At 67.1% G+C, this 23,089-nt stretch carries 24 protein-coding genes; 12 read left to right on the plus strand and 12 right to left on the minus strand.

What is annotated here, in order from left to right:
* Positions 1-30: 30 nt before the first annotated feature.
* Entirely contained in the window at positions 31-501 is a 471-nt protein-coding gene (locus G342_RS0108105) for a DUF1203 domain-containing protein (protein WP_018182624.1), read from the plus strand.
* A 136-nt stretch (positions 502-637) separates the two neighbouring features.
* Here G342_RS0108105 and G342_RS0108110 read toward each other — a convergent pair whose 3' ends face one another.
* The 4 genes from G342_RS0108110 to aroC all read right to left on the minus strand — a co-directional run bounded on the left by G342_RS0108110 (position 638) and on the right by aroC (position 3,841).
* Positions 638-1,210: an NADPH-dependent FMN reductase gene (locus G342_RS0108110; protein ID WP_018182625.1), complete on the minus strand. Its 573-nt coding sequence runs from the start codon at positions 1,208-1,210 to the stop codon at positions 638-640.
* A 95-nt stretch (positions 1,211-1,305) separates the two neighbouring features.
* Positions 1,306-1,593: a putative quinol monooxygenase gene (locus tag G342_RS0108115; RefSeq protein ID WP_018182626.1), complete on the minus strand. Its 288-nt coding sequence runs from the start codon at positions 1,591-1,593 to the stop codon at positions 1,306-1,308.
* Between the two features lie 74 nt (positions 1,594-1,667).
* The gene (locus G342_RS0108120; RefSeq protein WP_198010757.1) at positions 1,668-2,621 is read right to left on the minus strand and encodes an ATP-grasp fold amidoligase family protein; all 954 of its coding nucleotides are present in this window, start codon (positions 2,619-2,621) and stop codon (positions 1,668-1,670) included.
* 134 nt (positions 2,622-2,755) lie between these two features.
* Positions 2,756-3,841, minus strand: a complete 1,086-nt coding sequence (gene aroC, locus G342_RS0108125; protein ID WP_018182628.1) for a chorismate synthase — start codon at positions 3,839-3,841, stop codon at positions 2,756-2,758.
* A gap of 795 nt (positions 3,842-4,636) precedes the next feature.
* Between aroC and G342_RS0108130 the strand changes: the two genes are divergently transcribed.
* From G342_RS0108130 to G342_RS0108140, 3 genes are all read left to right on the plus strand, one after another.
* Positions 4,637-4,894, plus strand: coding sequence for a DUF1344 domain-containing protein (locus G342_RS0108130; protein WP_018182629.1), 258 nt, complete (start codon positions 4,637-4,639; stop codon positions 4,892-4,894).
* A 187-nt stretch (positions 4,895-5,081) separates the two neighbouring features.
* Complete coding sequence (locus G342_RS0108135) at positions 5,082-5,339, plus strand: DUF1344 domain-containing protein (RefSeq protein WP_018182630.1); 258 nt, start codon at positions 5,082-5,084, stop codon at positions 5,337-5,339.
* Positions 5,340-5,524: 185 nt separating this feature from the next.
* Complete coding sequence (locus tag G342_RS0108140; RefSeq protein WP_018182631.1) at positions 5,525-5,782, plus strand: DUF1344 domain-containing protein; 258 nt, start codon at positions 5,525-5,527, stop codon at positions 5,780-5,782.
* Positions 5,783-6,063: 281 nt separating this feature from the next.
* Here G342_RS0108140 and G342_RS0108145 read toward each other — a convergent pair whose 3' ends face one another.
* Positions 6,064-6,642, minus strand: coding sequence for a histidine phosphatase family protein (locus G342_RS0108145; RefSeq protein WP_018182632.1), 579 nt, complete (start codon positions 6,640-6,642; stop codon positions 6,064-6,066).
* Between the two features lie 113 nt (positions 6,643-6,755).
* Complete coding sequence (gene fabI, locus G342_RS0108150; RefSeq protein ID WP_018182633.1) at positions 6,756-7,574, minus strand: enoyl-ACP reductase FabI; 819 nt, start codon at positions 7,572-7,574, stop codon at positions 6,756-6,758.
* 303 nt (positions 7,575-7,877) lie between these two features.
* Between fabI and G342_RS0108155 the strand changes: the two genes are divergently transcribed.
* The 3 genes from G342_RS0108155 to G342_RS0108165 all read left to right on the plus strand — a co-directional run bounded on the left by G342_RS0108155 (position 7,878) and on the right by G342_RS0108165 (position 12,501).
* Entirely contained in the window at positions 7,878-9,680 is a 1,803-nt protein-coding gene (locus G342_RS0108155; RefSeq protein WP_018182634.1) for a DUF3300 domain-containing protein, read from the plus strand.
* Between the two features lie 237 nt (positions 9,681-9,917).
* On the plus strand, positions 9,918-11,345 hold the full coding sequence (locus G342_RS0108160; RefSeq protein ID WP_018182635.1) for an FAD-binding oxidoreductase: 1,428 nt from the start codon (positions 9,918-9,920) through the stop codon (positions 11,343-11,345).
* 583 nt (positions 11,346-11,928) lie between these two features.
* The gene (locus G342_RS0108165) at positions 11,929-12,501 is read left to right on the plus strand and encodes a DUF6101 family protein (protein WP_018182636.1); all 573 of its coding nucleotides are present in this window, start codon (positions 11,929-11,931) and stop codon (positions 12,499-12,501) included.
* A 12-nt stretch (positions 12,502-12,513) separates the two neighbouring features.
* Here the strand turns inward: G342_RS0108165 and G342_RS0108170 are convergent, their stop codons facing one another.
* Positions 12,514-13,539, minus strand: coding sequence for a class I SAM-dependent methyltransferase (locus G342_RS0108170; RefSeq protein WP_018182637.1), 1,026 nt, complete (start codon positions 13,537-13,539; stop codon positions 12,514-12,516).
* A gap of 172 nt (positions 13,540-13,711) precedes the next feature.
* On the minus strand, positions 13,712-14,638 hold the full coding sequence (gene ubiA, locus G342_RS0108175) for a 4-hydroxybenzoate octaprenyltransferase (RefSeq protein ID WP_018182638.1): 927 nt from the start codon (positions 14,636-14,638) through the stop codon (positions 13,712-13,714).
* 139 nt (positions 14,639-14,777) lie between these two features.
* Here ubiA and G342_RS0108180 point away from each other — a divergent pair, with 139 nt between their 5' ends.
* From G342_RS0108180 to G342_RS0108190, 3 genes are all read left to right on the plus strand, one after another.
* Positions 14,778-15,260, plus strand: a complete 483-nt coding sequence (locus G342_RS0108180) for a GNAT family N-acetyltransferase (protein ID WP_018182639.1) — start codon at positions 14,778-14,780, stop codon at positions 15,258-15,260.
* Between the two features lie 99 nt (positions 15,261-15,359).
* Complete coding sequence (purD, locus tag G342_RS0108185; RefSeq protein ID WP_026304247.1) at positions 15,360-16,622, plus strand: phosphoribosylamine--glycine ligase; 1,263 nt, start codon at positions 15,360-15,362, stop codon at positions 16,620-16,622.
* Between the two features lie 45 nt (positions 16,623-16,667).
* A complete protein-coding gene (locus G342_RS0108190) occupies positions 16,668-16,892 on the plus strand; it encodes an alkylphosphonate utilization protein (protein ID WP_018182641.1) in 225 nt (74 codons plus the stop codon).
* A gap of 5 nt (positions 16,893-16,897) precedes the next feature.
* Here G342_RS0108190 and G342_RS0108195 read toward each other — a convergent pair whose 3' ends face one another.
* Positions 16,898-17,434 (minus strand): hypothetical protein, encoded by a 537-nt coding sequence (locus tag G342_RS0108195; protein ID WP_156830859.1) that lies wholly within the window; start codon positions 17,432-17,434, stop codon positions 16,898-16,900.
* 134 nt (positions 17,435-17,568) lie between these two features.
* Here G342_RS0108195 and mutL point away from each other — a divergent pair, with 134 nt between their 5' ends.
* Positions 17,569-19,401, plus strand: a complete 1,833-nt coding sequence (gene mutL, locus G342_RS0108200) for a DNA mismatch repair endonuclease MutL (RefSeq protein WP_018182643.1) — start codon at positions 17,569-17,571, stop codon at positions 19,399-19,401.
* A gap of 235 nt (positions 19,402-19,636) precedes the next feature.
* A complete protein-coding gene (locus G342_RS0108205; protein ID WP_018182644.1) occupies positions 19,637-19,861 on the plus strand; it encodes a DUF2093 domain-containing protein in 225 nt (74 codons plus the stop codon).
* 130 nt (positions 19,862-19,991) lie between these two features.
* Here the strand turns inward: G342_RS0108205 and lpxK are convergent, their stop codons facing one another.
* Genes lpxK through G342_RS0108220 form a run of 3 tightly spaced genes read right to left on the minus strand, consistent with a single transcriptional unit; the run spans position 19,992 to position 23,030 of the window.
* Positions 19,992-21,008: a tetraacyldisaccharide 4'-kinase gene (gene lpxK / locus G342_RS0108210; RefSeq protein ID WP_018182645.1), complete on the minus strand. Its 1,017-nt coding sequence runs from the start codon at positions 21,006-21,008 to the stop codon at positions 19,992-19,994.
* On the minus strand, positions 21,005-22,342 hold the full coding sequence (locus G342_RS0108215) for a 3-deoxy-D-manno-octulosonic acid transferase (RefSeq protein ID WP_026304248.1): 1,338 nt from the start codon (positions 22,340-22,342) through the stop codon (positions 21,005-21,007). The genes lpxK and G342_RS0108215 overlap by 4 nt, the downstream gene beginning before the upstream one ends.
* The gene (locus G342_RS0108220; RefSeq protein WP_018182647.1) at positions 22,335-23,030 is read right to left on the minus strand and encodes a lysophospholipid acyltransferase family protein; all 696 of its coding nucleotides are present in this window, start codon (positions 23,028-23,030) and stop codon (positions 22,335-22,337) included. The genes G342_RS0108215 and G342_RS0108220 overlap by 8 nt, the downstream gene beginning before the upstream one ends.
* Between the last annotated feature and the right edge of the window lie 59 nt (positions 23,031-23,089).

Raw genomic sequence — 23,089 nt, forward strand, 5'->3', positions numbered from 1 at the left:
CGAAGCCTCCATTTTGACGAGGAGGCTTCGATGCCCGCCATTCGCTATGTCGCCATTCCGAGCCGTGTCGCCGCGCACTATCGCGGCGGCGGGGCGGACGCCAACGGCCAGACGGCGGAGCGCCGGATCTCGGACGGCCAGGGCGTGCCCTGCCGGCATTGCCTTCGCACCGTGCCGGCCGGCGCGGCCTATCTGATCCTGGCGCATCGGCCGTTCGAGACGGTCAACCCGTATGCCGAGCTGGGACCGATCTTCCTGTGCGCCAACGCCTGCGTCCGGTGCGAGCCGAGCGATGCCTCGCCGCCGATGCTGACATCCGCCGCCTATATCATCCGCGGCTATTCGACCGACGAGCGTATCGTCTATGGCAGCGGCAAGGTGGTGCCGCGCGCGGCGATCGGCGACGAGGCAGGCGAATTGCTGGCACGCGACGACATCGCCTTCGTCCATCTCCGCTCCTCGACCAACAACTGTTTCCAGTGCCGGATCGAGCGGGGCTAGAGCCGTTCACCGCCTGAGGGAACGCCGAACGGCCCAGCCCCCAGCATCCACTCGCTCTAAAACGCTAGGCAACCTGCAGACAGAAAAATGGCGGCCCGAGGCCGCCAGATTTCATCCTGTCCGGCTGGACGACCTCTCAGGCCGCCACCAGCTCCCGGCGACCGGCCTTCAGGGTCGCACCGAGCTTGGCGATGCGGTCCAGCATCAGATTGGCCGAATCGGTGAAGCTCGCAGGCGGCTGGAACGCCTCGTCCTGGCGGTACTGCGCGAAGAACGGGATGTTGACCTCGCCGGCGGGAACCAGGCCAAGCGCCCCGGTGACCGGATTCAGCAGCTGAACGGCGCGCGTGCCGCCGGAGACGCCGCCATAGCTGACGAAGCCGACCGGCTTGTCAGCCCATTCATGCGAGAGATAGTCGAGCGCGTTCTTCAACGGCGCGGTGAAGCCGTGATTATACTCCGGCATCACGAAGACGAAGGCGTCAGCCGCGTCGATCGTCGCGCTCCAGTCCTTGGTGTGCTGGTGCACATACTGGCGCATCCGGGGATGATGCGGCTCGTCGAACATCGGCAGGTTGACGGCCTTCAGATCGATCAGTCCGGCCTGGTATTCCTTGCGCGCCGTGGCGATGTCGTGGAACCAGGCGCCGATGGAAAGGCCGGCGCGACCCGGGCGGGTCGACGCGACGATGGTTTGAAGCTTGAGCAAAACGAAACGTCCTGTACGGATCCAATAAGCAATTGACATTATATATAGTGCTTATCAGATCGCCGGACAGTGAACGGTCCGTCAACCAATCTGGCTCAGGCGACGCTGTCGAAATAGCTGCCCTTCGGCGTGGCGGCGAAAAGCGCCATCGCCTGTTTGAACAGGTCCGGCGGGATGTTCTTCACCGAGGCCTGGTGCGCCTCCGCCGTCTGCCAGCGCTCGATCACCAGGAAGCGGTTCGGATCCGCCTGGTCGCGCAGCACCTCGCAGGAGATGGCGCCCTCGGCATCGAGGATGATCGTCCGGATCGAGGCGAGGAACGCCGCCAGCGCGTCACCCTGGCCGTCGGCCGCGCGAAATTCACCGATCCGTGCCACGCTCATCACAAGCCTCCCATTTTCACGTCTGAAGGAAAGCAGGCTGCTCCGGCATCGCGGCAATGCTGCGGCAGGCGTGCCTACTCACCGGCTTGGGCCGCGAGATCGGCACGCTGCTGCCCGTCCCGACTTGAATGTCCGTCCTCGTCGGGGCGCGCCAGGCCCAGCATGGCGGCGAGCGCCCGCCGCAGTGGCGCTTGGATCGTCCAGGCGCGACCGAGCTCGAGATCGAAGCTCGCCGGTTCACAGGGCGTCAGGCCGCTGAAGGAATAGACGGTGAGTTCGCCGACCAGGATCCTGCCGCGCGAGACGAGAAAATCGACCCGGACGTGATCCAGCCCCACCCCGAGCCGCTCAGCCATCGCGAACATCGCCGCGAGATCGGCCTCGGGCAGCGCCCCCCCATGGAGCGGAGCATCGAATCGGACGTCGGCGCGCGATCCATCCGGCCGCAGAAACAGGTTGCGATGGCTGTCGGGACCGTCATTGATCCGCACCATGATCAGCTCGACCCGGCCGTCGAACAGGAAGAGCTTGTACTCGGCGGGCAGCGCGCCGTCGTCCTCAGTCAGCATGGCCTCGACGAGCAGGCGCGGCGGCACCGGCACATAGCCCGGCTCCTGCAGGGCGCGGCCGAAATTCTGCGCCTGCCAGGCAGCCAGCCTGGCGCGGATGCCAACGAAATCCGCCCGCGTTGGATCGTCGACGAAGACGTTCATGCCGCTGCCATGCGCGCATTTGACGACGAAGGGCACTGGGAGCCGTTCCAACGGCAGCGCCGCCGGATCGTCGCCCGACCAAAGGAGAGGCGGCAAATGTCCCGGCCCGAGCCGCGCCTCGATAAAGTCGCGGCAGGCGAGCTTGTCGCAGAACACCGAATAGAGCGGGCTCGGATCGAACAGCTTGCGCCACTGGATCTTTTCCGAGAAGCGCTGCGGCCGGAAGAGGCTGGGATAACGGCCATGGGCACGCCGGTAGCGCTTCAGAATGCGAACGATATCGCGGATCGGCGTTCGCCGATGGCGTGGCAACACTCTCAACTCCCCCCGGAGCCCGATCTTCCGCGCGCCGGTCAGCCGACCGCGAAGCGCGCATATCTCAACGGCCTTTCACCGCTTCCAGGAAACGGTGAAGGGCCCCAGTCCTGCTGGAGTAGAGTTTTGCCGGCTCAGCCGTTCTGGCCGCGATGGCGCAGATAGTGGTCGGCGACGGCGCAGGCGACCATCGCCTCGCCGATCGGCACGGCGCGGATGCCGACGCAGGGATCGTGCCGGCCCTTGGTCATCACGTCGACTTCCTCACCCTTGGCGGTGATCGAGCGACGCGTCGTCAGGATCGACGACGTCGGCTTGACAGCGAATCGCGCGACGATCGGCTGGCCGGTCGAGATGCCGCCGAGGATGCCGCCGGCATGATTGGAGAGGAACAGCGGCTTGCCGTCATTGCCGATCCGCATCTCGTCGGCATTCTCCTCGCCGGTCAGCGCGGCGGCGTCGAAGCCTTCGCCGATCTCGACGCCCTTGACGGCGTTGATCGACATCAGATGGCTGGCGATATCCTGGTCGAGCTTGGCATAGACCGGCGCGCCGAGGCCGGCCGGCACGCCTTCGGCGACGATCTCGATGACGGCGCCAACAGACGAGCCCGCCTTGCGGATGCCGTCCAGATAGGCCTCCCAGACCTTGGCCGTTTCGGCATCGGGGCAGAAGAACGGGTTCTGGTCGACCTCGTTCCAGTTCCAGCGCGAACGGTCGATCTTGTGCGGGCCGATCTGCACCAGCGCGCCGCGCACGCTCATGCCCGGGACGATCTTGCGGGCAATGGCGCCGGCGGCGACGCGCGCCGCCGTCTCGCGGGCCGAAGAACGCCCACCGCCGCGATAATCGCGGATGCCGTATTTCACGTCATAGGTGAAATCGGCATGGCCGGGCCGGTAACGGTCCTTGATGTCTCCATAGTCCTTGGAGCGCTGGTCGACATTCTGGATCTCGAGCGCGATCGGCGTGCCGGTGGTGAGCAGAGTTCCGTCTTCCTGCGGCATCACGCCGGAGAGGATGCGCACCTCGTCGGGCTCGCGACGCTGGGTGGTGAAACGCGAGGTGCCCGGCTTGCGCTTGTCGAGCCAGGCCTGGATCTCGGCCTCGGATAGGGCAATGCGCGGCGGGCAGCCATCGACGACGGCGCCGAGGGCGGGTCCGTGACTCTCGCCCCAGGTCGTGACACGGAACAGGTGGCCGAAGGTATTGTGCGACATGGACGATGGGGCTCCCGAAGACTGCCCCCGGTTCTAGAAAGACCGCAGCGTCCCGTCAAACGCCGGACGTGCGCCGGCGTGCAAAACCGCTGGCCCAGCGACCGCAGGATGAGCACCGCACACAATCACTTGAACTGATCGTAAGCTTCGCTATAATCAGCGACAACGACTTTAAATGAGACTCAATTCGGACAAGGCACCGCCTTCGATCCGGGTCGGGAGCGAAGCGACGCCTTTCCTGATCTCCGCGTCGACCCTGCTCTCTGAAAACGGCGCCCGGCACCCCTCCGGGCGCCGTTGTCGTTTCTGGCATGGCGCTCGCCGCATCGTCCGAATGCCACGTTCCCCCGTCGCCATGCCGATAGTCGTTCACACCGATTTGATCGGCTCCCTGACTTTTGCGGCGTGATTCCTCGATCGGATACCGGCTTCGCTCCAACGCGGCCAACCCTGCCACATGCCAAGCCGCCTACAAGTGAGCTATGTAAATAATAAGCAATGCTGTTTATTGAACAGTCACATAAAATCTGGTGAACAATGACCCTCTGTTTTGGAACAAGATTCTATTATCAGGCGGATTGTGCGGAAAGAATTAGACGAATTTGGCCATAAATGTGGATGCGCATCGGTTATTGGTTTTGTCGAGGCCCCGGAGACGAAAAATAGGTCCCTTGTAACCGGATCGGCCGCTGCCCAATTTCAGCTCATCGGAAGCGGAAAGAAATCGAACCAACCCCGTGGTTCGGGCCGCACCGCAGAACGTGTCGAAGCAAAATTCGACCAGGAGAATACAGAATGCGTAACCTTATCATCGCCGCCGCATCGGTTGCCTTCCTCGCCTCCGGCGCCGCTGCCATCGCAGCCGAGCAGACCGAAGGCACCGTGATCAGCGTCAATGCCTCGACCGGCACGCTGACCCTCCAGGGTGGCCAGACGTTCAGCTTCGCCAACGGCACCCAGCTGCTTGGCATCCTTCCGGGCCAGACGGTGGGCGTGTCCCACCAGGGCACTGAAGGCCTCGGCGCGTTCAATCCGAACCCCGCCAACGACTGATCGAGCTGAAACAGATCTCATCTCGATCTGAATGAACTGACCCCAACTGAACAGCCCGTTGGCCACCTCCGGCTTCCCCCAGCCGGACAGGCCTGCTCTTCCCGCTCGGCCTCCCCCGCCGGGCGGGGAACGCCCCCTTCGAACGGGCACAATGTCGTCGAACACCGGTTCGACCAGGAGACTACAAATGCGTAACCTTATCATCGCCGCCGCATCGGTTGCCTTCCTCGCCTCCGGCGCCGCTGCCATCGCAGCCGAGCAGACCGAAGGCACCGTGATCAGCGTCAACGCCGCGAGCGGCACCCTCACGCTGCAGGACGGCCAGACGTTCAGCTTCGCCAATGGCAAGCAGCTTCTCGGCATTCTTCCGGGCCAGACCGTGGGCGTCTCCCACCAGGGCACTGAAGGTCTCGGCGCGTTCAATCCGAACCCCGCCAACGACTGATCGAGCCGAACAGATCTCATCTCGATCTGAATGAACTGACCTCAACTGAACAGCCCGTTGGCCACCTCCGGCTTCCCCCAGCCGGACAGGCCTGCTCTTCCCGCCCGGCCTCCCCCGCCGGGCGGGAACGCCCCCTTCGAACGGGCACAATGTCGTCGAACACCGGTTCGACCAGGAGACTACAAATGCGTAATCTTATCCTCGCCGCCGCCTCGGTTGCCTTCCTCGCCTCCGGCGCCGCTGCCATCGCAGCCGAGCAGACCGAAGGCACCGTCATCAGCGTCAATGCCACCAACGGCACGCTGACCCTGCAGGACGGCCAGACGTTCAGCTTCGCCAATGGCAAGCAGCTGCTCGGCATCCTTCCGGGCCAGACGGTGGGCGTCTCCCACCAGGGCACCGAAGGTCTCGGCGCGTTCAATCCGAACCCCGCCAACGACTGATCGGCCCCAACCGATCTCATCTCTGTCTACTGACTGACCTCCGAAACGACGTCCGGCACCCCTCCGGGCGTCGTTTTGTTTGTGCGACGCTCCCGGTACGCCACGGCGAAGGGCCTCCCGCCAAGGCGCGGGTCCGCCCTCCCCCGGCGATCCGGGCGATGACGCAGTTCGGCGAGCGACGCGCAGCGACATCGCTGCCCCGGCTCGAAGACAATCCATGGGAAGAATTTGCGCGTCGAGCCGGATCAGACGTGCCAGCCAGCCTTTGCAACCGACGGAGATCAGAGCCAGCTGGCGACCTTGCCGTCCCAGACGAAGACCTTGTCCTGCGGTACGTTGAGGTTGGGCGTGACGTTCTTGTCCAGGCCCAGCAGCATTCCACGCAGGACGCGGCAGACGCCGCCATGCGAAACGACGACGGCATCCTGGTCAAGGCCGGCCAGCCAGGTCGCAATCCGGATCGACAGCATCTCGTAGCTCTCGCCGGACGGCGGCACGAAGCCCCATTTGTCGCCCTCGCGTGCCGCCACCTGCTCGGGCCAGCGCATCTCGAGTTCGGGCCCGGTGAACCCTTCCCAATTGCCGAAGGTGATTTCCTTCAGGATCGGATCGAGACGATAGGCGGAAGGGTCGAGGCCCATGGCGCCGCGGGCGATTTCCATCGTCTGGCGGGTACGTTCGAGCGGGCTGGCGACGAAATCGAAGCCGGCGGCTTCGGGCATGCGTTCGAGCAGGACGCGGCCATTGCGCTGAGCCTGCAGACGACCGCGCGCATTCAAGGGAATGTCGCGCTGCCCCTGGAAGCGGCCCTCGGCGTTCCAGTCGGTCTCCCCATGCCGGATGAAGACGAGGATCGGCATGACGAACTCCGCATTGGCGCCGGCCAGGGCATCGGATCGAGGGAAGCGGCGCCGGGATTGCCGGCGCCCGACGGGCCGTAGGCGGCGCTCCGCTCGCGGAGCACCAGCCGGAACTAGTCCTTGATGACGGAGATGTCCGGCGCGTCGACGGCCTTCATGCCGACGACATGATAGCCCGAATCGACGTGATGCACCTCGCCGGTGACGGCGCGCGAGAGATCGGACAGGAAATAGACGCCGGAATCACCGACCTCTTCCGTCGTCACGGTCCGCCGCAGCGGTGCGTTGTACTCGTTCCACTTCAGGATGTAGCGGAAGTCGCCAATGCCGGAAGCGGCCAGCGTCTTGATCGGACCGGCCGAGATCGCGTTGACGCGGATGTTCTTCGGGCCGAGATCGACGGCGAGGTACTGGACGCTCGACTCGAGCGCCGCCTTGGCGATGCCCATGACGTTGTAGTTCGGCATCACCTTCTCGGCGCCGTAGTAGGTCAGCGTCAGGATCGAGCCGCCATCGGTCATCAGCTTCTCGGCGCGCTGCGTCACGGCCGTCAGCGAATAGACCGAAATCAGCATGGTCTTGGTGAAATTGCCCTCGGTCGTATCGACATAGCGGCCGGTCAGCTCGTCCTTGTCGGAGAAGCCGATGGCATGCACGAGGAAGTCGAGCTTGCCCCACTGCTTCTCGACCTCGGCGAACACCGCGTCGATCGAGGCCGCGTCGGTGACGTCGCAATGGCCGACAACGAGGGCGCCGAGTTCCTCCGCGAGAGGCTCCACGCGCTTCTTCAGCGCATCGCCCTGATAAGTAAAGGCCAGTTCCGCGCCGTGGTCATGGGCTGCCTTGGCAATTCCCCAGGCGATCGACCGGTTGTTCGCGACACCCAGCACGAGCCCGCGCTTACCCTTCAACAAACCGCCTGCTTCAATCATGCCTATTTTTCCCTCTTCGTAGCGTCCGGAGGCGCGCTTCCTATCGCACAGCCCCCCTTACGCTTCAAGACGAAGCGGCCGGCCGCTCATCACACTCGGTGTAAGTCTGTTGCGGAACGCCGCAACGGCGTCTCTCAGCCGGCTCAGGAACCGGCGCGACGGTCGCTCTAGGCGGCGAATCCCACGCCGTGGCTCCGCATCCCAAACTTAACCATCTATCCAGCCTGACGAAGCGGAAAGCTTCCGATAAATCGGCTAATATGCGAATTGTCAGGCCATGCGACCGACAGGGAGGGCCCGGATGTGGCGCCAAAAGTAAAAGACAAGGTCTGGTTCGGAACCGGCAATTATTCCCGCGTCGCCGCGGCGGCGCTGCTCGGCTGGTCGACCACGGTCTATCCTGTCCTGGCCGAAACGTTGAAGCCGGCCGCGAAACTGGCGCAGACTGAGACGCCCGCCACCCCCGAGGCGCCGAAGCCGGCGCTGCCGCAAAATGTTCCAGGCGACAACGAAGCGGCCAGCGCGGCGGCGAATGTCGCTGCGGACGACGACCTCTACACGGTCAGCGACCTTGAATTCCTGCTGGGCCCGATCGCGCTCTATCCCGATCCGCTTCTGGCGCTGGTGCTTTCGGCCAGCACCATGCCGGACCAGCTCCTGAAGGCGGAGCAGTGGCTTTATGACAATCCGAAGGCCGCCGAGGCCGGGGATTACGCGGATGCCGAGAAGCTCGGCCTCGAGGCCCCGGTCGTGGCGCTGCTGCGCTTCCCGGAAGTCATCGAAATGCTGGTCGACCACGAGGAATGGACCGAGTCGCTCGGTTTCGCCTTCGACCGCCAGCCGGAAGACGTCGCCACCGTCATCCAGCTGCTGCGCGCGCAGGCCGAGAAGGTCGGCAATCTGAAGACGACGCCGCAGCAGGTCGTCACCGTCGTGCAGGAGACGCCCAGCGCGCCCCGCGTCATCTCGATCGCCCCGGCCCAGCCGGAGCGGATCTACGTGCCGGTCTACAATTCCGCCGATGTCTTCACCACCGCCGCCACCGGCGCGCTGCTCTTCGGCACCGCCGTCCTGGTCGGCTCGAGCTGGAACAACCGCTGGGGCTGGAACAATCGCGGCTGGAACAATGTCTGGGTCAATCACCATTGGCACGGCAGCCCCGGCTGGCGTCCCGGCCCGCCGCATCGTCCACGCCCGCCGGGCGCCTGGTATCCCGACCGGCCGAATCGCCCGGACCGGCCCAATCGTCCGGGTCGCCCGGACAATGGACGGCCGGGTGACAACAATCGCCCCGGCCGCCCCGGCGACAACAACCGCCCGAGCCGTCCCGGCGACAACAACCGGCCCGGTCGGCCCGGCACGGAGAACGGCCGCCCGAATCGGCCCGGCACCGAGAATGGTCGTCCGAACCGGCCCGGCACCGAGAGCGGTCGCCCCAACCGGCCTGAGCGTCCCGGCACTGAGAGCGGTCGCCCGAATCGTCCCGAGCGGCCCGGCGGGGAGAATGCCCGTCCGAACCGGCCGAACCGGCCCGGCGCCGAGAACGGTCGGCCCGAGCGGCCCGCCGGGGAAAACGCGCGTCCGAACCGGCCGAACCGCCCGGAGCGGCCCGGCGCCGAGACGGGGCGTCCGAATCGGCCCGATCGGCCGGCGAACACGCGTCCGAATCGTCCCGAGACGCGGCCCGGCGCGGAGAGCCGACCCAATCGACCGAATCGGCCGGAGGGAACGCGGCCGCAGCGTCCCGACAATGCCCGCCCACAGCAGCGTCCGGCGCAGAATGCCCGTCCGCAGCAACGGCCGCAGAATGCCAGGCCGCAGCAGCGCCCGGCGCAGAATGCCCGTCCGCAGCAGCGGCCGCAGAATGCCAGGCCGCAGCAGCGCCCGGCGCAGAATGCTCGTCCGCAGCAGCGGCCGCAGAACGCCCGGCCGCAGCAGCGTCCGGCGCAGAATGCTCGCCCGCAGCAGCAGCGGCGCCAGAATGCCCGGCCGCAGCAAAACGCCCGGCCGCAGCAGCAGCGCGCCCGGTCGAACAACCAGAACCGCAACCGGCCGCAGCAGAACCGCAACCGCAACTGCCGGCCCGGCCAGAACGACTGCCGCTAGTCGCCGCTGACCATGGATGGCGCGCGCGCCGCGCCATCCACCCTGCCGGATCCCGGTCCGGCGGAGGACACCATCAGGGAGGGTCGAGCGTTCCAACGCTCACAGGGGGACCATCCCGTGCCGCCGGCCTGCCGAAGAGCCGGCCGGCGGCATTTCCAACCCGCAATTGCCGGCTTTCGGTGGCGGCGTGAAGGCGCGTATCCTGCCCGGCGCCAGCCAAGGATCAAATCCGCCATCATGCCCAATCGCCCTACGCCCGAGCTCATCGCCCGCTTCACCGCCCTCGTCGCCCCCGGAGCCGCCCTCACCGATCCCGAGGCGACCAAGCCCTACCGGATGGAGTGGCGCGACAAATATCTGGGCGAGACGCCGCTTGTGCTCAGGCCCGGTTCGACCGCCGAGGTGTCGGCCATCCTCGCGCTCGCGAACGAAACCGGCACCGCGATCGTGCCGCAGAGCGGCAATACCGGCCTCGTCGGCGGTCAGGTTCCCGATTCGAGCGGCAGCGAGATCGTGCTGTCGCTCGACCGCATGACCAGGATCCGCGCCGTCGATGCCGAGGGCTATTCGATGACGGTCGAGGCCGGCGCGATCCTCGCCGACGTCCAGGCGGCAGCGGAAGCGGCCGACCGGCTGTTCCCGCTCTCGCTCGGCTCGGAAGGCTCCTGCCGGATCGGCGGCAACATCTCGACCAATGCCGGCGGCACCGCCGTGCTTGCCTATGGCAACATGCGCGACCTCGTGCTCGGGCTCGAAGTCGTGCTGGCCGATGGCCGCGTCTGGGAGGGGCTCGGGGCGCTGCGCAAGGACAATACCGGCTATGATCTGAAGCAGCTCTTCATCGGTGGCGAAGGCACGCTCGGCATCATCACCGCCGCCGTGCTGAAGCTCTTCCCGCGGCCGAAGGGGCAAGCCGTCGCCTTCGCGGCGCTCGCCAATCCCGAAGCGGCGCTCGCCCTGTTCAACCTGGCGCGCGACCGCGCTGGGCATGATCTGACCGGCTTCGAGTTGATGCCGCGCATCGGCGTCGATTTCGTGCTGCGTCACATCCCCGGCTCGCGCGAGCCAGTGGCGACGCCCGCGCCCTGGTACGCGCTGATGGAGATCTCGTCCGGCCATTCCGACGAGGCGGCGCGCGGCGAGATCGAGGACATCCTCGGCACCGCCCTCGAGCGCGAGATCCTCGTCGACGCCTCGATCGCGCAGTCGCTCGCCGAGCGGGACACGTTCTGGCGCATGCGGCACGGCATGTCGGAAGCGCAGAAGCCAGAGGGCGGCTCGATCAAGCACGACGTCTCGGTGCCGGTCGCCAGCGTGCCGGCATTCCTGAAGGAGGCGACGGCGGCCGTCGAGGCGCTCGTCCCCGGCTGCCGGCCGGTGCCGTTCGGCCATCTCGGCGACGGCAACATCCATTTCAACATCACCCAGCCGGTCCATGCCGACAAAGAAACATTCCTGGCGCGCTGGGACGAGGTCAACGCCCTCGTGCACGGTATCGTCGCCCGCTATCACGGCTCGATCTCGGCCGAACACGGCATCGGCCGCCTGAAGCGCGACCTGCTGCCCGCGGCGAAGGGCCCGGTCGCCATCGACATGATGCGGACGATCAAGCTCGGCCTCGATCCGAACGGCATCCTGAACCCCGGCAAGATGCTGCGCCTTTGACGGCCGCCCGCGCCCGGACCGTCTTTCCGAGGAGGGGTCCGGCCTTCCACCACCCTCGCCGTCATGGGATCCATACAACCGGCTAGCTACCGTATGAAACGTCCCATGGCGCGGCTGCATGGATCCCCGCCTTTCGCGCGGATGGCGACTGTGCGCGGCAGAGCGGGTCCCCCCTGCCCCATCCCGAAATCTTGACGGCGAGACAGACCGCAGACCAGAACGTTGACGCCCTCCGCCGTCCGATGGCTCTCTCCGCCCGGCGGGCGGACGCGCCTGCACGGCCTCGTTGTGGATGCCTCGCCGGATGCACCTGGAGCCTCCGCTTCCTGCATCCGACGCAAATGGCCGGCTGCCGCCAGCTTCGCCGCCACTGCCTTATTTTGGCAAGAAAGCGTCAACCGTCTTCGATCACCAGCCGCTAACCCTGCCCACCATCGGACGGGCATTAACCATGTCCCTTAAGCTCTGGATGGCGGTTCGCATGGCATTGTCGCTTCAACAGAGAGCGGGCCCGGTCGAGCGGGCCGACCCTTTAAGGTCCTGTTAACCGGACCGAAGCGAGGCAGCGATGGAGTGCAAGGCAATGGCAAACGCAACGGTTCAGGCACGCGGCAACGACCTGCGACTCGATCCCTTCGCGCTTCCGGTCCGCTACTCCGCCACGCTCGCCGGTCCGGCCTCGGCAACCACGCCGGCCGTCTACATCGACCGCGAGTTGGCCATCGTCAAGCGTCGCCTGGGCGGCATTCCGACGACCCTCTCGACCCCCGTCAGCGCCTTTCGCGGCGTCGCCGTGCGCATGATCGGTGATGCCGAGACCGGCGCGGTCCGCACGGTCGTCGAACTGATGCACCGCGACCCTGCCATGTCGCTGCCGCTGGTCGTCGTCGAGGATCTCGGCGACGGCGAGGATGTCGCCGCCGACTGGCAGGCCTGGGGCCGCGCGCTCGGCCTGCCGCTGCTGATCGTCGATGGCGATGGCACCGTCCGCACCCCGCTCGAGCAACTCGGTCCGCTGGTCGTCGGCGAGGCCAAGGCGCGCCGCGCCCCGTCGTCGCTGAAAGGCCGCCGCCCGCGCTTCCTGAAGCGCCGCAAGACCGGCTTCTACAAGGAAGTCGAGACGCTGTACGCCCGCGAGATCATCGCTCGCGACTGACGGCGACGGATCTCAGTCCTCGAACAGAACCAAGCTCGCCGGCGATGGCGGTAGCGGGCGAACAGAAACGCCGCTGAAGCCGACGCGCTGCGCCATCTCGGTCAGGTCGCTCTTGGTGTAGGCATCGCCCTTCGGCGTTGTCGCTAGCATAACCATGGCGAAGTTCGCCGGAAATGGCGGCGAGACGCGGTCCTCGTTCGGCACGAACTCGACCGCGATCACGCGACCGCCGGGCGCCAGGCTCGCCCGCACCTTCCGCAACAGGCCGGCGCAGGTCACCATATCGAAATGGTGCAGGAAGTTCGGCAGCATCACCAGATCGTAGCCGCTTCCCCAATCGATGTCGAAAGCGCTGCCGGCGACGGTCCGGTAGCGCGATGCGACACCGGCCTTCTCGGCATTGGCAGTGGCGAGCGCCAGCACGGACGCCCAGTCGACGGCGACGATCTGCGCCTGCGGCAGCGCCCTGGCGACCGAAATGCCGAAATAGCCATGACCGGCGGCGATATCGAGAATCTTGCGCGGCGGATGGGGCCAGGAGGCGACCTCGGCGGCGACACCGGCGGCGCTGGCACCGACGAAGGGCACCATGGCCTCGGCGAACTTGATCCAGATCGCATTGTCCGGCGCGATATTGGCCATGCCGACCGAACCGCCATTGCGGACATAGGAAGCGGGGTCATCGAGGAACAAGGAGAGATTCTCGCGGGCGGTCAGGAAATCCGAGACGCTGCCCATATAGGCGGGTGAATTGCGGTCGAGGAAGATCTTGCTCGCCGGCGGCAGCGCGTAGCGCACGCCGTCCTTTTCCAGAAATCCCGATGTCGTCAGATAGTCGCAGAGGATGCGCATGCCGCGTTCGGCGGCCCCGGTGCGCGCCGCGAGCCGCTCGGCGGTGTCGTCGCCTGAATTGATCGCGGTGAAGACGTCGAACTCGATCGCCGCCTTCAGCGCCGCTGTCTTGTGAAATCCCAGCATGGCATCGACGATGGCCGCGGGATTGACGTCGGAGACGGATGCAAGTGCTTCTGTCGACATATGCTATCGCTCCCAAACAAAGTGGCGGTGAAAATCTCCAGCTGAACGCAATGTCGGCTCCGATAGCGCTACAGCACGGGCCAATCATCAAATGACTTGTCTGTGAACGCGGGTCTGCGGAACGCGACATTGCCGCGATACTGCCGCCTTGGCCGCGAGAATGCTCTGAGTGCTAGACCAGCCCGTCGAGGACGAGACCGGCGAAGAAAACCAGGCCGGCCGGCCAATTGGACTTGAACAGGCGGAGCGCCAAGGCGTCGTCGTCCAGGCGCACGGTCGCGACCTGCCAGGCGAGATGCGCGGCGAGGAGCGCCAGCCCGAGCCAGGCAATCCAGCCCACACCGGCGGCGACCAGCGCCCCGGCCCAGAACAGCGTCGAACCGGCATAGAGCAGGCCGACCATCTGGGGGGCGCGGTCGCCGAACAGGCGGGCCGTCGAGCGCACGCCCATGATCTTGTCGTCCTCGATATCCTGCAGCGCGTAAATCGTGTCGTAGCCGATCGTCCACAGCACGCTGCCGGCATAAAGCAGCAGCGGCGCCAGCGACAGGCTGCCGAACACGGCCGACCAGCCGATCAGCGCGCCCCAGGAGAAGGCGAGGCCGAGCACGAATTGCGGCCAGTCGGTGATCCGCTTCATGAAGGGATACGCCGCGACGACCGCGAGCGAGGCGACTCCGAGCGCCACCGAGAACCAGTTGAAGCAAAGCAGCACGGCGAGCCCGGCCAGCGCCTGCAGGACCAGGAAGATCTTGGCGTTGCGAACGCTGACCTGGCCGCTCGGGATCGGCCGCGAGCGCGTGCGCGCCACGCCGGCATCCAGTTCACGGTCGACGATGTCGTTATAGGTGCAGCCGGCGCCGCGCATGGCGACGGCACCGATCAGGAACAGGATCAGGTGCCCGATATTGGGCAGCGTCGATCCGGCGACGTTGCTGGCGAGCGCCGCCGCCCACCAGCAGGGAAGCAGCAGCAGCCGCCAGCCGATCGGCCGGTCCCAGCGGGCGAGGCGGGCATAGGGCCGGAGCCATTGCGGCGCGAAATGATCGACCCAGTTGCCGCGGTCGGCATCGGAGACGGTTCCATGGCTCAGGCTCATCAGGCGCTTCCGCTTCGCTCGTAGGAGGCCCTTTCATACACCGGTTCGGGGGCCGCGCCACGCGACCACTTGATGCAAGCCGCTTCGGGGAGCCGCCTCCGCTGATTGTCTCGGCCCGAGGGCGGCGCTAGGCTTCTGCATGCCCGCGCCCTTTGCGATCCGCCCAGCCAGAACGGAGGACGATCTCCGCGTCGTCGTCGCCATGGTTCGCGCCTATGCGGCCTCGCTCGACATCGATCTCTGCTTTCAGGATTTCGAGGCGGAGATCGCCGCCATGCCGGGAAAATACGCGCCGCCCGATGGCGAATTGCTGCTGGCGCGCAATGCCGAGGACGTGCCGCTCGGCTGTGTCGGATTGCGGCCATTGCCCGGTTTGGGCCTCTGCGAGATGAAGCGCCTCTATGTCGCGCCCGATGGCCGCGGCCTGGGTCTCGGCCGCGCCCTGGTCGCCGCCGTCATCGGCGAAGCGAAGCGCATCGGCTATCGCGAGATGCGGCTCGATACGCTGCCCAGCATGACCACGGCGCTGTCGCTGTACCGGAGCGCCGGATTCCGGACGATCGCGCCCTATTACGCGACCCCGATCGCCGGCACCGTATTCCTGGCGAAGGACCTCCATTAGCCGCCGCCGTTCCGCTAAGGGATTCGACAAGCGGCCCCCCGCTTGCTAAGCGCCGCGCACGGGATTCAAAGACGGGCAGCTGGCATGACCGAGACGCGCATCAACATTCTCCTGATCGGATCGGGCGGCCGCGAGCATGCGCTGGCCTGGGCCTTGCGCAAGTCGCCGCGCCTCGGCCAGCTCTTCGCCGCCCCCGGCAATCCGGGTATCGGCGCGCTCGCCGAGCTGGTCCGGCTCGATCCGTTCGACCATCACGCCGTGATCGACTTCTGCCGCCACAACATGATCGACTTCGTCATCGTCGGCCCGGAGGCGCCGCTGGTCGCCGGCCTCGCCGACGCGCTTGATGCCGCCGGGATCAAGGTGTTCGGTCCGAGCCGGGAGGCATCGCGCCTCGAAGGCTCGAAGGGCTACACCAAGGATCTCTGCGCCGAAGCCAACATCCCGACGGCCGCCTATCAGCGCTTCACGGAAGCCGCTTCTGCGCGCGACTATGCGACGAAGATGGGCGCGCCGATTGTCGTCAAAGCGGACGGCATCGCCGCCGGCAAGGGCGTCGTCGTGGCCGAGACGCTGGACGAGGCGCATGCCGCCATCGACGCCTGCTTCGACGGCGCCTTCGGCTCGGCCGGCGCCGAGGTCGTGGTGGAAGAGTGCCTGATCGGCGAGGAGGCGAGCTTCTTCGCCATTTGCGACGGCGTCGACGCCGTGCCGCTCGCCACCGCCCAGGACCACAAGCGCGTCGGCGACGGCGATACCGGCCCGAATACCGGCGGCATGGGCGCCTATTCGCCCGCGCCGGTGATGACCGATGCGATGATCGAGCGGACGATGAACGAGATCATCCGCCCGACGATGAAGGCGATGGCGGCGCGTGGCGCCCCGTTCAAGGGCGTGCTGTTCGCCGGCCTGATGATCACCGCCAAGGGACCGGAACTGATCGAATACAATGTCCGTTTCGGCGATCCGGAATGCCAGGTGCTGATGATGCGGCTGGAGAGCGACCTGCTCGAACTGCTGCTCGCCGCCAGCGAGGGCAAGCTCGCCGGCGTCACCACGCGCTGGCGGCCGGAAGCGGCGCTGACCGTCGTCATGGCGGCCAAGGGTTATCCCGGCGACTACGCCAAGGGCACACCGATTTCAGGCGTCGAGGCGGCCAACGCGCTGCCCGAGACACAGGTATTCCAGGCTGGCACCGCGCTGGTCGACGGCAGGCTGGTCGCCAATGGCGGCCGCGTGCTCAACGTCACGGCGCTCGGCGCCACCGTCGCCGAGGCGCAGAGCCGCGCCTATGCGGCCGTCGACACGATCGACTGGCCGGACGGCTTCGCCCGCCGCGACATCGGCTGGCGCGCCGTCTGAGGCGGTCGCAAGCCCCCGATCTTCTGTTGTTACCAAGGATAGAGAATGACCGACGAAATCATCGTACGCGACAGCAACGGCACCCAGCTCAAAGACGGCGATTCCGTGACGCTGATCAAGGATCTGAAGGTCAAGGGCACCTCCGAGACAATCAAGCGCGGCACGGTGGTGAAGAACATCCGCCTGATCGACGATGCCGACACCTTCGAATGCAATACGAAGCAGGTGAAGGGCCTCGTGCTGCGCGCCGAGTTCGTCAAGAAGGCCTGAGCCGTTCAAACGAACAGGTTCTTGAAGGCGTCGAAGAGCTGCGGCAGGACCGGCGTTTTACCAAGCAGGGCGGCGCCGGCGCGCACGCAGTATAGGACCGCGATGAAGCCGGGAACGATCGGCAGTACGCAGAGCGCATAGGTCGTCTTGATCCATTCGTCGGCGGCTTGTCGCCCGCGCTTGAGGAAGAGCAACCGGAGCCCCTGAACGACCAAGGCGACCAGGCTGGCGGCCAGCGCCGAAATCGCCATCCAGGCGACAACACCGCCCAGCGCAGCCGCCATCGGGGGCGTCAGTTCCGCCCCGGTCTTCGGCAGCGAGGCCAGGGCGCCAACCAGGATGATTCCTGTGAAGGTGAGATGGCCAATCAGGAACTGAAGGAACGGCCGGTAAGAATCGACCCGTCTCTGACGGGCCTCCTCCAGGCTCTTGGAGGCTTCGATATACTCATCGAGCGTCATCGGCATGCACCCTACAAGAGCATTCGACGCGACAAGCAATACGCCCGCTTGCGGAGAACGGCACGCCGGAACAGCGATCAAATCTCTGCGACCGTCCGATCCGTGACACGAGCCCATCTCCCCTGTCCCAGCCCCGGCAGCGCCGGCCGGCTCCGGCGCTTCCCTCGATCGGGCGAATCCGGCAGGATCGCCGGCCAACAGCCAGATTGAATTCTATGACCGTCGTCCATCGCCTGACCGAAGACATGATCAACCGCATCGCCGCCGGCGAGGTGGTCGAACGGCCGGCGAGCGTCGTCAAGGAACTGGTGGAAAACGCCATCGACGCCGGCGCGAAGCGGGTCGAGATCGTCACCGCCGGCGGCGGCGCGGCGCTGATCCGCGTCACCGATGACGGCGGCGGCATGACGCGCGAGGACCTCGCGCTCGCCATCGACCGCCACTGCACCTCGAAGCTGACGGATGACCTGCTCGATATCCGCACGCTCGGCTTTCGCGGCGAGGCGCTGGCCTCGATCGGCGCCATCGCGCGCCTCTCGATCGCCTCGCGCCATGCCAGCGAACCGCATGGCTGGGAGATCGTCGTCGAGGGCGGCCTGGTGCATCCGCCACGCCCGGCCGGCCTCAACTCCGGCACGCGGGTCGAGGTCACGGACCTGTTCTTCTCGACGCCGGCCCGGCTCAAATTCCTGAAGGGCGAGCGGGCCGAGGCGACCGCCGTCACCGACATCGTCAAGCGCCTCGCCATGGCGCATCCGGAAGTGCGCTTCTCGCTCGCCGGCAGCGACCGCAGCGCGATCGATTATCCCGTCGCGCATGGCGACGAGCCCTTCGTCGAGCGGCTCGGCCAGATCCTCGGCCAGGACTTCGTCGACAATTCGCTCGCCATCGCGGCGGAGCGCGAAGGCATCCGCCTGTCGGGCTATGCCGGGCTGCCGACCTTCAACCGCGGCAACGGGCTGCACCAGTTCCTGTTCGTCAACGGCCGCCCGGTGCGCGACAAATTGCTGATGGGGGCGCTGCGCGCCGGCTATGCCGACGTGATGTCGAGGGACCGCCACCCGGTCGCGGCGCTCCGGATCGATCTGGAGCCGCACGGCGTCGACGTCAACGTGCATCCGGCCAAATCCGATGTCCGTTTCCGCGATCCCGGCCTGGTGCGCGGGCTGATCGTCGGCGCGCTGCGCAACGCCATCCACCAGGCCGGCCATCGCTCGGCGACCACGGGCGGCGACGCGACGCTGGCCGCCTTCCGTACCGGCGCTCCAGCCGCCAACGGCTGGCGGCCCGCCGCGCCGGCCGCCGTGGCGCCTACCTCGTTCGCCGCCTGGCGCAGCAGCCCGGAGCCGGCCTACGTCACGGCGGCCGCCACGGGCTTCGCCGAGCCGGTGCAGCCGGCCTTCGCCAGCGTCGACGTGCCCTCGGCCGATGCGCGCGCCAACACGCCGGCCGAGATCAACCAGAGCGACCGGCCGCTCGGCGCCGCGCGGGCGCAATTGCACGAGAACTACATCATCGCCCAGACCAGCCATGGCCTGGTCATTGTCGACCAACACGCCGCGCATGAACGGCTGGTCTATGAGCGGATGAAGACGGCGCTGGCGCGCTCGGGCATCGCCAGGCAGATCCTGCTGATCCCCGATGTCATCGACCTGCCGGAGGACGATGTCGGCCGGCTCTTGAAGCGCGCCGACGAATTCGCCGAGCTCGGCCTCGTCATCGAGGGCTTCGGCCCCGGCGCCGTGGCCGTGCGCGAGACGCCGGCGCTGCTCGGCGAACTCGATACGCGGGCGCTGCTGGTCAACCTCGCCGACGATCTCGCCGAATGGGACGACACGACGCGGCTCAAGGAAAAGCTCGACCACGTCGCCGCGACCATGGCCTGCCACGGCTCGGTCCGCTCCGGCCGCCGGCTGCGGCCGGAGGAAATGGATGCGCTGCTACGGGAGATGGAAGCGACGCCGGGCTCCGGCCAGTGCAACCATGGCCGACCGACTTATGTCGAACTGAAGCTCTCCGACATCGAGCGCCTGTTCGGCCGGCGGTAGGGAGCGTTCCCTCGCCTCTCCCTGAGGGAGAGGTCGACGGCCGCAGGCCGGCGGGTGAGGGTTTACGCTCTCACCGGATTGGCCCCTAAACCCTCACCCGGCTCTTCGAGCCGACCTCTCCCGGAGGGAGAGGTGAGGAAAGAACCATTCGGCCCGCGGGAACATTTCCACCCGACGCCGGCAGCGACACTCCGGCCAGTTGCGCCGGAACGCGATCCGCACGATATTCGCGCTCATGAACCGTATTGAACCAGCCGGGCGCGGCGGCGAAGCGCGCATTCGTTATCTCGATGGCGATTACCAGATCCTGTCGCCAGGCGCCTTCGTGCGCTGCGCGGTGACCGGGGTGGCCATTCCGCTCGACGAGCTCAAATACTGGAACGTCGCGCATCAGGAAGCCTATGCCGACCCCGCGACCTGCCTCGCCCGCCACAAGCAGCTCGGCCTGACCTGGAGCTAAGAGCTGTCGTCATCCCGGGCTTGACCCGGGATCCATTCAGCGGGTTGCCTGCCGCGCCGAACGCTTTGCGCTGCATGGATCCCCGCCTTCGCGGGGATGACGGAGGGGCGCGCCCCCGTCAGGCAGCCCCCTACCTTGTCGGAATCCTACGCACGACCTCGGCGATCATCGCCGCGATGCGGGCCTCGTTCTCGAACGTCATCTGCACCTCGAACACCTTGGTGCGCTGGCGCAAGGTGGCGAGATCGCCTTCGGCGCGGGCGAGACGCGCGTAGTCCTTGCTGGTGGTGATCAGCTCGAGACCTTCCGCCTCGGCGCGCGCGAGCAGCTTGCGCGCATCCTCGGCCGAATAGGCGTGGTGGTCGGGAAATGCCTTCACGTCGGTCAGCGGCACGCCGGCACGGTCGAGCGTGTTGAAGAATTTCTCCGGCCTGCCGATGCCGGCGAAGGCCAGGAAGGAACGCGGTCCCCAGACCCGCCGGGACGCAGGCTCCAGCTTCGCCTTCAGCACCGTGCGCCCTGCCCGCGCGATCCGGCGCACCATCTTGTCGCCAGGCTTGCCCTCGCCGACGACGATGACGGCGTCAGTGCGGACGATCTGCGCCCGAAGCGGCGCCCGAAGCGGACCGGCCGGGAAGACGCGGCCATTGCCGATGCCCGCCGCGCCATCGACGACGATAAGCGACAGATCCTTGTGCAGCGACGGATTCTGGAAGCCGTCATCCATGATGATGAGATCGACGCCATGCTGCGCCAGCAGCGGCAGCCCGGCCGGTCGGTCGGGCGAGACGACGACGGGACCGGCGGCGGCGAGCAGCAGGGCCTCGTCACCGACTTCCGAAGCGCCATGTAGGGTGGGATCGACCAGCAGAGGCTTGGGCGCCTTGCCGCCATAGCCGCGCGTCAGGAAGCCGGGCTTCAGACCCTGCGCCTTGGCGATCCGGGCCAACGCCAGCGCGGTCGGCGTCTTGCCGGCGCCGCCGACGACATAGTTTCCGACGCAGATGACCGGCACCGAGGCCGCCACCCTGGGCGCGCGGCGCAGACGACGGCCGGCGACAAGGCCATAGAGAGCGGCGAAGGGCGCCAGCAGCAACGCCGGCACGGAGACGCGTTGCAGCCACCAGAAGCGCGGCGCCTGGATCAACGAAGCTTCCCCCTGCTGCCGGGTGCATCGCCGCGATCTTCCAGCCGCGCCGCGATCGCCAGCGGTTCCAGATAGGGCACCAGCGCCCGCATCGTCGCGTCGAGCGCGCCGGTGAAGGTGGCGATCGCCTCGGCCGCCTTGGTGGCGCGCCGGCGCATCGCATTCGGATCGGCGAAGAGGTCATCGAGCACCTTGGCGAGCTGCTCGGAGCTGCGGACCACCTCGGCGCGGCCGCTGCGATCGAGGGCCGCGTAGATTTCCGCCGCGTTGTGGACATGCGGACCATGCAGGATGGCGGCGTTCAGCTGCGCCGGCTCGATCGGATTGTGGCCGCCGACCGGCACCAGCGTACCACCGATGAAGGCAATCGGCGCCACCCGATAGAAGATGCCGAGCTCGCCCAGCGTATCGGCGAGATAGATGTCGGTCCCGGGCGTGATGGCCTCGTCGAGGCTGCGCTGCGCCACGACAAGGCTCTTGGCCGCGAGCTGTTCGCGGATCGCGGCGCCGCGCACGGGATGGCGCGGCACGATGATGGTGAGGAGATCGGGCCGGCGATGGCGCAGCACCCTATGCGCCGCGGCGATCACCTCTTCCTCGCCCTCATGCGTCGAGGCGGCGACGAACACCGAGCGGCCCTCGACCAGGCGCTGGAAGCGCTCGACCGTCTCGGGCGCGGCGTGCGGCGGTGGCACGTCGAATTTCAGATTGCCGGTGACGCGGACGTTGCGCATGCCGAGCGCCGCCAACCTTTCGCCGTCGCCGTCGCTCTGCGCCAGCGCCATCGTCACCTTGCCGAACAGGTTGCCACGTCCGCTGGCGATCTGCTGCCAGCGCCTGAACGAGCGCTCCGACATGCGGGCATTGACGAAGACGTGCGGAATGCCGCGCGTCGCCAACCGGCTCATGGTGACGGGCCAGATCTCCGATTCCACCGACAATGCGAGGTCCGGCTTCCAGTGGTCGAGGAAGCGGTCGATATAAGGCACGATGTCGAGCGGCGCATACTGGTGCAGCGCCCCCTTCGGCAGGCGTCGCGCCGCCTCGGCCGCGCTCGTCACGGTGACCGTGGTGAAGAGGACGTTCAGCCCCTCCTCGACGATGCGGGCTACCAGCGGCAGCACGGCATTGGTCTCGCCGACGCTGGCGGCGTGGACCCAAACCAGCGGTCCGGCCGGCCGAACCAGGCCGGCCTGGCCATAACGCTCGCCGCGCCGGGCCGGGTCTTCCTTGCCCTTGGCGGTCCGGTAGGCGAGGAGCAGCGGCACCAGCGGGCGCGCCAGGTGGCCGGCGAGACGATAGGCGGTCAAGGCCGGCCCTGGGCGCTCAGACATTCGGTTTGCCGACGCGCTGATAGGCTCGCTCGGTCACGCGGTTAAGCTCGTTCTCCAGCTCCTGCCGCTTCTGCTCAACCAGCGCCTCGTCGGCATCGTCCGGCACGTAGATCGGCACGCCGAAGACGCAGACACCCTTGCTGAAGGGCAGGTTGACCGTCGTGCGGTCCCAGTTCTTCAGGACGAAATGCCGGCTGGTGGCAACCGCGACCGGCACGATCGGCCGGCCGGAGGCGCGCGCCAGCATGATGATGCCGGGTCCGGCGCGGCGCGATTTCACATTGGAGAGATCCGCGGTCATGGCGACGGTCGCGCCCTGCGCCAGCGCCGCCTTCATCTCGAGGAAGCCACGCAGGCCGCCCTTCTCGATGACGCGCGAGGCCGAGCGCGCCGCCGAGGCGCGCACCGTGCCGAGGCCGAGGCTCTCGGCCGCGATGGCGTTGATCTCGCCGTCGCGATGGCGCGAGATCATGACGCGGACATCATGGCCTTCGCGGCGGATGAACGGCACCATCAGGTGCTGACCGTGCCACATGGCGACGATGCCCGGCAGCAGATGGCCGAAGAACTCGTAGGGATCGCTGGGCTCGAATTCGAGCGTGCTGGTGCGGCGGACAAAACGCAGATACGCCGCCGCCGACCGACCGGCGAGCCGGGTCGCCTGGTCCGATGTCGCGATCCTCTTCAAGAGGCCTGGGCGCTTGCTGCGCCTCTTTGCCTGTGCGTCCGCCAAGTTCGATCTGTCCC

The sequence above is a fragment of the Kaistia granuli DSM 23481 genome, assembly GCF_000380505.1.
Classification (GTDB): domain Bacteria; phylum Pseudomonadota; class Alphaproteobacteria; order Rhizobiales; family Kaistiaceae; genus Kaistia; species Kaistia granuli.